Below are 9,519 nucleotides of genomic sequence, written 5' to 3' on the forward strand. Positions count from 1 at the left end.
CTTGAGGAAAAGTTCATTTGTTATATTATTTTAATAAAGAATATTCTGAAATCACAAAAAACTAATAAAAAACCCAAACAAGCTCCATGCATTGTTTGAGTTTTATTATGACTATTTCCTTAAGGACGCTTCGTGAAGTGCCGATAATTCTTTCTCTAATTGATCTAAAATCACTTTACCATCCTTACCATCAATTAAGCCTAATCGAACAGCAAAGTCTATTTCCCTTGATAGGCCAAACATTTGTGTATCCAACACCTCTTCATAAAGAGGGCATTGAGGCATCGTGAGATTGTCCATTTGCACTTTGATAAGCTTTAATATTTTTTCAGCGTCAGCCTGCAATAACTCATAGGCTTTTTCCTGGTGATTCACGATCATATCAGACGCCAACATTGATCCCCCCATTCAGAGCGATAATTCAACTTATCTATAAATTTTACCGTTTACAAAGGAAAATTGCAAGAACAATAAAGGATATTACCAAACATGAGTTACTTTTATCCAGCATTAACTGGCAATAAACTCCCTCATTTCAAGACCTTTAGAGAACAAAATAGGAGAAATGGAAGATTAACTGCCAATAAATTCCAGATTGGTGAGATAAAGTGAAACTTGACGAGGCGCTTTACATCGGCTTAGTTGAACAAAACGGGTTCTTCCTGCCTTTTAATTAAGACAGTAACATTACTATTAGAGACAGTCTAACGGGACTACCAAACAACGGGTTGAAAAAAACTACTGATTGAAGATCCACCTTATGACATTCCAGATAAAAAAAGCTATACTTAATCATGTTAGACTTTAGGGGGTATGGAAAATGGAAAATATTTTGAACATATCAGGAAATGTGAAATATTCGATTACACTCGATCCAGGTGTCTGGATTTTTGATGACCGCCGTATTGATTTAACCACTTACTTTTCAAAGGAAAAAGAAAATGCAGATTCAATAGAGGCATATACTAAATCTGTTTCAAAGCATTGGGATCGAGAAATAATGGAAGGGGCAATCTATCCGCCGACATTAAAAACTGAGAAGAAGTTTGAAAAAGAAAAAGTACTAACTGGAACATTCGGAATCCCTTTCAAACCCTTTTTGTTAAATGCTGAGCCAGATAATGATGCAGACACGCTTATCGTTCATACGACAAATGGTGAATACGAGTTTTCACTAGAAATGGCTTTTGACTTAATTTTAGGATTTTCAAATAATGGACAACCATTATCTTCTGATGGACCAGTCCACATCTACAATGGTGATGGCTCAAATCAAGAAAACCCTATTAAAAATGTAACTGCCTTTACAATAAAATAGACGGGTGCCATTTGGCGCCCGTTTATCATTCTATAATAAATCCGCTGCCAGCCTCGCCAACCCAGATCTTTCTCCTTTTAATAGTTTTACATGACCGGAAACATTTTGATCTTTAAATTTTTCAACGACGTAGGTTAATCCGTTGTTATAGGCGTCAAGATATGGGTGATCAATCTGTTCCGGGTCACCCATTAATACAATCTTGCTGCCTTCCCCTACCCTGGTTAGGATGGTTTTCACCTCATGCTTCGTTAAGTTTTGTGCTTCATCGATAATAATAAATTGCTTCGGTAAACTTCTGCCACGAATATACGTTAACGCCTCTACCTCAATCGAACCCATCCCGGCTAATATGGCATCAAGCTCACCTGGCTTTTTTGTATTAAAGAGATATTCCAGATTATCGTATATTGGCTGCATCCATGGTCTGAGCTTTTCTTGTTTTTCACCAGGCAAAAATCCTAGATCCTTACCAACTGGCACAATCGGCCTTGCGACTAATAGTTTTTTATATTCTCTAAAATCCTCCGTGTGCAATAAACCCGCAGCGAGTGCAAGCAGTGTTTTTCCTGTACCTGCCTTTCCAGTTAAAGTGACTAGAGGTATATCTGTGCGTAATAATAATTCGATTGCCATCGTCTGCTGTACATTTCTTGAATGAATGCCCCAAACATGCTCTTGATTTAATGTTAATTTCTTTACCTTCTTACTTGTTTTATCTACCATCCCGATAGCTGAGGCAGAGCTGCCAAGGATATCTTTCATTAACAAGAATTGGTTTGGATAAAACGGGTGGTTAGCAACCTCTGAAAGAGAGAGCTCTCCCTTTTCATAAAAACGGCCTAATAATTCAATTGGCAGTAGTAACTCGAAAAATCCCGTATATATATGTTCTACATCAACCACTCGATCGTTTAAAAAATCTTCAGCAGTCAAACCGATAGCGTCTGCTTTTACCCTTACTAATGCATCCTTGCTTACAATTATTACTGGCTTACCATTTTCCTTTGCTTGCTCCTCTAAAAATAAATTTTTTGCCACTGCAAGAATGCGATTATCATTTGTTTTTTCAATAAAAATATCCTGTAGCTCATGAAAGGATCGATGATTTAATTCGATTCTAATGGTCCCTCCGCGTTCAAGAGGGATTTTTTCATAAAGTTTTCCTGAGGCCCTTAAGCCATCAATTAATCTTGATACATGCCTTGCATTTCTTCCAACTTCATCCATGTATCTTTTCTTTGAGTCCACTTCTTCTAGAACTACTGCAGGAATAACAACTTCATTATCTTCAAAGGAAAAAATGGAATACGGGTCTTGTAATAAGACATTTGTATCTAACACGTATATTTTACTCAAAGCGACGCCTCCTGATTCCCTTGGTGTCAGGCTTGTGAAATCATTTCAACAACCCTTTTGCTAGATTGGACTTTGGTAAAATATATGTTTATTGGAATAAAGATAGAAGGCGTTTCGCACAATAATTGTTAATGAGACCACATAATTAATCTTCTTGGAGGAGGGTTTTAAATGAAGAATATATTATTAACTATGGCAATATGTATACTTTTAGCAGGATGTAATACCAATAATCAAAAACAGAACGCCAAAAGTGATAACCAATCATTAGTAAATGTTAAAAACAGTTATATTGAAAGCGTCGACCGTAAATCAGGGCAGGAAATTTCAAAGCGCTTAGTTAATCTCGCAACAAGTATACCAAATGTTAATGATGCAACGGCAGTAGTTTTAGGGAAATATGCCATTGTTGGTATTGATGTAAATTCAAAAATCGACCGCTCTCAGGTTGGTTCAATTAAGTATTCTGTCGCAGAGAGCTTAAAAAAAGACCCTTACGGTGCCAACGCAGTAGTGGTAGCTGATGCGGACACAACCGAGCGTTTGAAAGAAATTCAGGCGGATATAAAAAATGGCAGACCAATACAAGGTATAATGGAGGAGCTCTCAGATATAGCAGGTCGATTAATGCCTGAAATCCCAGGAGATTTGATTACACCAAGCCCGAAAAATGCGACAGAAAAGCCAAATAAAAAGCTGCCGCAAGACGAACAAGAAAAACTGAACAAAGAACAAGAAGACCAATCCAATCACTATAAATAAAAGGCAGGAGTACCTACTAGCTTTTATTAAATGAAAAAAGCTTAGTAAATGCACTAAGCTTTTTTCATTGCTTCCATCACTTGTCTATCTAATTTTTCAGCAGCATTTTTATCATATGTTTTATCATACTGTACTTCAGTGACTATTTTGGATCCATAAAACATTACATCCCGTACCTCTCTAATTGTTACTTCAACTAGTGCGAGTTTTAATGGAACATCCTGTAGTCTTTCTTCTTTTACCAGTGCTTCACCTTGTATCGAATATGTAGATTCATTCGCAATCAAATTTATGACTACGTTGTTATTCTTATTAATATTCTCTAATATCCGGGAACGATTATCAACAGCAAAATAAATGATACTATCGTTTTTCGCTAAAACCCAGGAAATCGCACTAACATTTGGTCCGCCTGTTTCATGATCAACTGTTGCTAACGTTACAAAACGTTCTTTTTGCATCACATCATATAATGGCTTAATTAGTTTTGGTTCCACTTGATTTGCCATTTTCACAACCCCTTTCATTCTCCTTCATTCTGTTAAAAAACAGATATTCTCATATTACTACTATCCCTTTTTTTCATCAACTCTAACCAATTGATTACATACAGGTGTTTAGTCATGGTATACTATAATACAAACATTCTGTTATTTAGAAAGAATTAATGAGGTGCTTTAATGAGAGTAAAGTGTGTAATCTGCGATAAAATAGAAGCGATTGAAGATGAATCGTTTACAGCCAAGCGTCTTCGTAATCGTCCCATTCATACATATATGTGCAATAACTGCAATACAAGAATAGCAGAAAAAACAAATGCCCGAATCAACACAGGGAATTTCCGATTGTATAGGACAAAATCTGAAAAGGATGAATGGTAGAAAAAACACTGGTCTGTTATGATAACAGGCCAGTGCTTTTTTTAGTCTACTATTGGATAGTCCATATACTTTTCAGGTTCTTGGTTAATTTGGTTCAGCATGATTTCAATTAATTCACGAGGATAACGTGCTTTTTTAGTTTCTTCACCCTGTTGATATGAAACATAATACATCATATCATCTTTACTTGTATCAATGTTTGAAACATGATGCTGAGTTGTGAGCATCTCTTCAAAAAAGTCTTGTGTCTCTTTAGCTGCTAAATCATCAGGCCGCGCATCACAAACAACCTTAATCGTAAGCCAATTATAGAGTGCATCTTGTAAGGATTCCATTTTCTCAACCCCCCGTTATTTCACTTCAGCCTCATGCTTTTTCAATTGGTGAAGGCGAATTTTATAAATAATTAATAGCAGTGCAGCAACCGCAAGTGCTTCTGCAATTGGCAATGCGTAAGAAAAAATAAGCATCACCAAGCACCCAATCATGAGACAACCATAAATTACTATATTTTTCAAAAGAGGCAATTTTTTTGCAAAGCCTAACTTATATACAATCGTCGATAAAATTACAATAAAAATGTACTGTAACCATACAGCGGTTTGTGTATTTGTTAGTTCAATGAAAAATCTAAGACTAGGGGAGAATCCTTCCATCTTTACATGCACTCCTTTTTTACTTAACTCAATTCAGCGTATTTTTTCTTCTTTGCCGCTTTTTCACGTTCATTTTTATCAAGAATTTTTTTACGTAGACGAATGGACTCAGGTGTAACTTCACAATATTCGTCATCATTTAAATATTCTAATGACTCTTCTAATGTCATGATGCGTGGTTTTTTAATGACTGATGTTTGGTCTTTGTTGGCTGAACGAACATTTGTTGCCTGCTTCACTTTTGTAATATTGACGGTAATGTCATTTTCACGAGTGTTTTCGCCAACAATCATCCCCTCATAAATTTCCGTACCTGGTTCAACGAAAATTGTTCCACGGTCTTCCACTTGCATTATACCATATGTGGAGGCTTTACCAGATTCCATTGAGACGAGGACACCTTGGTGTCTTCCTCCAACTTGACCTGCAAGCATTGGCTGGTAGCTATCAAAGGTATGATTAATAATCCCATATCCGCGAGTCATGGTTAAGAATTCTGTTGTATAACCAATTAAGCCACGTGCAGGTACATTAAAGATCAACCGAACTTGACCTGTTCCGTTATTAATCATATCAAGCATTTCACCTTTACGAGCACCAATTGATTCCATTACTGAACCAGTATGCTCTTCTGGGACATCGATTTGAACTCTTTCCACTGGCTCACAACGGACTCCATCAATCGCCCTAACAATTACTTCAGGTTTTGAAACTTGTAGCTCATAACCTTCACGGCGCATATTTTCAATCAAAATGGATAAATGAAGTTCACCACGACCGGAAACAATCCAAGCATCCGGTGAATCAGTGTTTTCAACACGTAAACTTACATCTGTATGCAACTGAGCTAAAAGTCTTTCTTCAATTTTTCTTGAAGTTAAATATTTACCCTCTCTACCAGCAAATGGACTATTGTTTACGGCAAAAGTCATTTGCAATGTTGGTTCGTCGATTCGTAAAACTGGTAACGCTTCTTGATGTTCAGTTGGGCAAACTGTTTCACCAACATTTATATCTTCCATTCCAGAAACAGCAATTAAGTCACCTGCTTTAGCCTCTTGAACTTCCTGCCGTTTTAACCCGAAGAAACCGAAAATCTTGGTCACACGGAATTGTTTTACACTACCGTCTAATTTCATTAAAGCGACTTGTTGACCAACATGCATCGTTCCACGAAAAACACGTCCAATTCCGATTCTCCCCACATAATCGTTATAATCAAGCAGAGCAACTTGGAATTGTAACGGTTCTTCATGATTATCAATTGGTGCAGGGATATATTCAACGATTGCATCATACAATGATTGCATGTTTTCATCCTGCTGATCCGGATTTGTACTTGCTGTACCATTAATTGCTGAAGCATAAATAACAGGGAACTCAAGCTGATCTTCTGTGGCATCAAGTTCAATAAATAAATCGAGTACTTCATCAATTACTTCTGCTGGTCGAGCAAAGTCACGGTCGATTTTATTCACGACTACAATTGGTGTTAAATTTTGTTCCAAGGCTTTTTTAAGAACAAATCGTGTTTGCGGCATACAGCCTTCGTAGGCATCTACCACAAGCAACACACCATCAACCATCTTCATAATCCGTTCCACCTCGCCGCCAAAATCAGCGTGTCCAGGTGTATCTAAAATATTAATACGGGTATCTTTATATTGAATGGCTGTATTTTTTGCAAGGATAGTGATACCGCGCTCTCTTTCTAGATCATTTGAATCCATCGCGCGTTCTTCTACATGTTCGTTAGACCGAAATGTTCCTGACTGTTTTAACAACTGGTCAACCAAAGTCGTTTTCCCATGGTCAACGTGGGCAATAATCGCTATATTACGTACATCTTCTCTAAGTTTCAAAATTCCACTCCTACCTATTTTATAAAAATAAAAGCTAATTTTAGTTTCCCAAATACAACTAAAATATTATACCATATTTAAAGTGGAAACCTATAAGCATTTTTTGTAGAATAAAAAATATACCAAAAAACAGATGAGTTTAAACAATTTATAATCAAAGGGGTATGAAAATGAATAATGTAAAATGGCCTTTACTTATATATGCAATTCTTGCTGCAGCCAGCATAATGGGAATTGGAATTGCTATTAGTGAAAAAAGCCTAATTGGGGCTATCGGCAGTATTTTTGTGTGTTTTGTGATCATGGGGATGGGCTTTAAAACAAAAAGAAAGATGCGTGAAAATGGGGAACTTTAAAAAAGAAGCCTTTGCTTGGCTTCTTTTTTATTATTGACCTCTTTTTAAGTAGTCATTTAATATTTGTTGATGTAATCCAGGCTTCGCTGTGAAAAGTGTATCCTTGGAAAGAAAATCAAGTTTTTCTCCCTTTAAATTTGTTACTTTTCCGCCTAATTCTTCAACAATGACAGCTCCTGCAGCAAAATCCCAAGGCGATAACCGCATGGAAAGATAGGCATCCACCCTTCCAGTTGCCACAAACACCATTTCAAGCGCAGCAGTCCCATATGATCTTGTCCCTCTTGCGTCTCTTACTAATGGAATCATTAAAGTGTGATCGATACGATGATTTTCCATTACCCATGTCGCATTTAGGGCAATAATGGATTCCTTCACCGTTGTTTCCTTAAGCAACGGAAGAGGCTTTCCATTTAAATAAGCACCTTTACCACGAATTGCGTGGTACAACTCATTATGAGCAACATCATAAATGAGTCCAATTCGGCCGATTCCATTTTCATAGATCCCTATTGAAATCGCGAAGTTTCTTTGCTGATGGATAAAATTCATCGTTCCATCGATCGGATCGATTAACCAGACAATTCCCTCATGGCTCTTAAGTTCGTCTCCAAATCCCTCTTCACCCATAATTTTATGATCCGGATAAACACCCCTAATTTTATCGATAAAAAATTGTTCTATTTCCTTATCAATATTTGTAACAAGATCATTGGGGTTTGATTTTGTTTCAATATTTAACGTCTTTTCGAAGGATAAACGGATCTTGTCTCCTGCTTCCTTAACCCATTCCTTTGCATGGGTATCAATGTCTTCCCATTTCATAATACTCCTCCACTTCGCCGTAGCCTTATTCGATTCCAATGTATGTAGTATTTAGCATGATAAACCTTTTGATGTACCTATAGCTTAATCAAATTGATGAACCACATCAACTTTTAGTCTCTTTTACGTTCAAATTATCCACACAAACCTTATATAATTTTACATGCTCCATCAATTATGGATCTATATCAAGAACAATCCTAACCTAATAAAGGCGGTGTAAGTAAACTATGATTCGCCTATTCAAAGCGAATAAAGTATCTTTTCATTCAAAATGGGATAAATTTTACATGCCTTTGCGGTGCTCCGACCCTTTTCCAAAATTCACAATAATAAACGAACCCCTCTCATTGCTTTTCTGGAGTCCGTTCTAGATAAGATAATAAAATACTCTTTTTTGGTTCATTTCAATTTGTTACTCCTTTGATTAAAAAATATCTTCACTCAATCAAAGAGCTTTTAATCGTAATAATTCCTGGCGAATCCTTTCTAATTTTTGTTTACATTCCTTCATTTTCTTCTCATTCTTCTCTTCAATTGCTTCAAATAGTACAGCCAATTCATAATCCATTTCCAATCTTAATACTGCTGTCCTTTCCTTCTCGCCTGCTTTTTTAAGAGATGTATTCATCAATTGCTTCACTTTTTTCCTCCCCTTCCTCATATTTAACTAATTTTTTCCAATTGTTTTTTTATGTATAATATGAGGCATCTCGATGTGTTGCAACAAATATGTGCTTTTACCTAGTTAAGCAACAAACTTCTTGAAGTCTCACCAATATGCTACAATTAGTGACAAATAGCTTGGTGGGGGTATCTCAATGGATTTCACTGGATTTACAAATGAAGATTTCGATGTTTTTTTAATAGATGGTCTAGAGGCAAGAATGGAGGCAATTAAAAGTACAATCCGGCCAAAATTAGAAGGTTTAGGAGATTACTTTGCGCCGGCCTTATCCGCTTTAACAAGCGATGAAATGTTTGTTCATGTGGCAAAGCATGCCAGACGAACAATCAATCCGCCAAAGGATACATGGGTGGCATTTGCTAATAATCCTCGCGGCTATAAAATGCTTCCCCATTTTCAAATTGGCTTGTGGAACACCCATTTATTTATTTGGTTTGCCGTTATTTATGAAGCACCACAAAAAGAGGTCATAGGGGGAAGATTTACAAAAAAGGCAGCTAAAATATATAAAGAAATTCCAAAAGAGTTTGCCTGGTCTTTAGATCATACAAAGCCAGATACAATAAAGCATGGTGAATTGTCTAAGAATGAACTGCTTTCAAACTTTGCGAGGCTGCAAAACGTAAAAAAGGCAGAATTATTATGTGGATATACCATTGACCGGAATAAAACCATCCAATTGGGTTCTGAAGGTTTAATCGAGCAAATTGAGGATGTATTTAAAAGAGTAGCTCCGTTATATAAAATTGCCCAAAATATTAAATAGAAAAAACTCCAAATTCAATCTTTCGGGAGTCAGGCTGTCGAATAAC

13 protein-coding genes are annotated in these 9,519 nt (G+C 36.5%); 5 read left to right on the forward strand and 8 right to left on the reverse strand.

Annotated features, from left to right (window positions below):
* Positions 1–111: 111 nt before the first annotated feature.
* Positions 112–393 carry a YlaN family protein gene (locus V7150_RS22340; RefSeq protein WP_283923376.1) on the reverse strand — a complete coding sequence of 94 codons (282 nt, stop codon included), beginning with the start codon at positions 391–393 and terminating at the stop codon, positions 112–114.
* A gap of 427 nt (positions 394–820) precedes the next feature.
* On the opposite strand from V7150_RS22340, the gene V7150_RS22345 reads away from it, so the two are divergent.
* Complete coding sequence (locus V7150_RS22345; RefSeq protein ID WP_335522615.1) at positions 821–1,318, forward strand: peptidyl-prolyl cis-trans isomerase; 498 nt, start codon at positions 821–823, stop codon at positions 1,316–1,318.
* A 30-nt stretch (positions 1,319–1,348) separates the two neighbouring features.
* On the opposite strand, the gene V7150_RS22350 is transcribed toward V7150_RS22345, so the two are convergent.
* The gene (locus V7150_RS22350; protein WP_335522617.1) at positions 1,349–2,677 is read right to left on the reverse strand and encodes a PhoH family protein; all 1,329 of its coding nucleotides are present in this window, start codon (positions 2,675–2,677) and stop codon (positions 1,349–1,351) included.
* Positions 2,678–2,848: 171 nt separating this feature from the next.
* Between V7150_RS22350 and V7150_RS22355 the strand changes: the two genes are divergently transcribed.
* The gene (locus V7150_RS22355) at positions 2,849–3,439 is read left to right on the forward strand and encodes a YhcN/YlaJ family sporulation lipoprotein (protein ID WP_335522620.1); all 591 of its coding nucleotides are present in this window, start codon (positions 2,849–2,851) and stop codon (positions 3,437–3,439) included.
* A 53-nt stretch (positions 3,440–3,492) separates the two neighbouring features.
* On the opposite strand, the gene V7150_RS22360 is transcribed toward V7150_RS22355, so the two are convergent.
* Positions 3,493–3,948 carry a pyridoxamine 5'-phosphate oxidase family protein gene (locus tag V7150_RS22360; RefSeq protein WP_335522622.1) on the reverse strand — a complete coding sequence of 152 codons (456 nt, stop codon included), beginning with the start codon at positions 3,946–3,948 and terminating at the stop codon, positions 3,493–3,495.
* A gap of 171 nt (positions 3,949–4,119) precedes the next feature.
* Here V7150_RS22360 and V7150_RS22365 point away from each other — a divergent pair, with 171 nt between their 5' ends.
* Positions 4,120–4,320 carry a YlaI family protein gene (locus V7150_RS22365; RefSeq protein ID WP_335522624.1) on the forward strand — a complete coding sequence of 67 codons (201 nt, stop codon included), beginning with the start codon at positions 4,120–4,122 and terminating at the stop codon, positions 4,318–4,320.
* 41 nt (positions 4,321–4,361) lie between these two features.
* Here V7150_RS22365 and V7150_RS22370 read toward each other — a convergent pair whose 3' ends face one another.
* The 3 genes from V7150_RS22370 to typA are packed head-to-tail and all read right to left on the reverse strand — an operon-like array spanning position 4,362 to position 6,838.
* On the reverse strand, positions 4,362–4,655 hold the full coding sequence (locus tag V7150_RS22370) for a hypothetical protein (protein ID WP_335522625.1): 294 nt from the start codon (positions 4,653–4,655) through the stop codon (positions 4,362–4,364).
* 15 nt (positions 4,656–4,670) lie between these two features.
* Complete coding sequence (locus V7150_RS22375) at positions 4,671–4,976, reverse strand: YlaH-like family protein (protein WP_335522626.1); 306 nt, start codon at positions 4,974–4,976, stop codon at positions 4,671–4,673.
* A gap of 23 nt (positions 4,977–4,999) precedes the next feature.
* Positions 5,000–6,838: a translational GTPase TypA gene (gene typA / locus V7150_RS22380; RefSeq protein WP_335522628.1), complete on the reverse strand. Its 1,839-nt coding sequence runs from the start codon at positions 6,836–6,838 to the stop codon at positions 5,000–5,002.
* Between the two features lie 170 nt (positions 6,839–7,008).
* On the opposite strand from typA, the gene V7150_RS22385 reads away from it, so the two are divergent.
* Complete coding sequence (locus tag V7150_RS22385) at positions 7,009–7,194, forward strand: YlaF family protein (protein ID WP_335522630.1); 186 nt, start codon at positions 7,009–7,011, stop codon at positions 7,192–7,194.
* Positions 7,195–7,224: 30 nt separating this feature from the next.
* Here the strand turns inward: V7150_RS22385 and V7150_RS22390 are convergent, their stop codons facing one another.
* Positions 7,225–8,019, reverse strand: coding sequence for an inositol monophosphatase family protein (locus V7150_RS22390; RefSeq protein ID WP_335522632.1), 795 nt, complete (start codon positions 8,017–8,019; stop codon positions 7,225–7,227).
* Between the two features lie 448 nt (positions 8,020–8,467).
* On the reverse strand, positions 8,468–8,662 hold the full coding sequence (locus V7150_RS22395) for a hypothetical protein (RefSeq protein ID WP_283922491.1): 195 nt from the start codon (positions 8,660–8,662) through the stop codon (positions 8,468–8,470).
* Between the two features lie 178 nt (positions 8,663–8,840).
* On the opposite strand from V7150_RS22395, the gene V7150_RS22400 reads away from it, so the two are divergent.
* The gene (locus V7150_RS22400) at positions 8,841–9,473 is read left to right on the forward strand and encodes a YktB family protein (protein WP_335522635.1); all 633 of its coding nucleotides are present in this window, start codon (positions 8,841–8,843) and stop codon (positions 9,471–9,473) included.
* Positions 9,474–9,519 lie beyond the last annotated feature (46 nt).

Source organism: Neobacillus drentensis (assembly GCF_036965245.1).
GTDB classification, from domain to species: domain Bacteria; phylum Bacillota; class Bacilli; order Bacillales; family Cytobacillaceae; genus Neobacillus; species Neobacillus drentensis_G.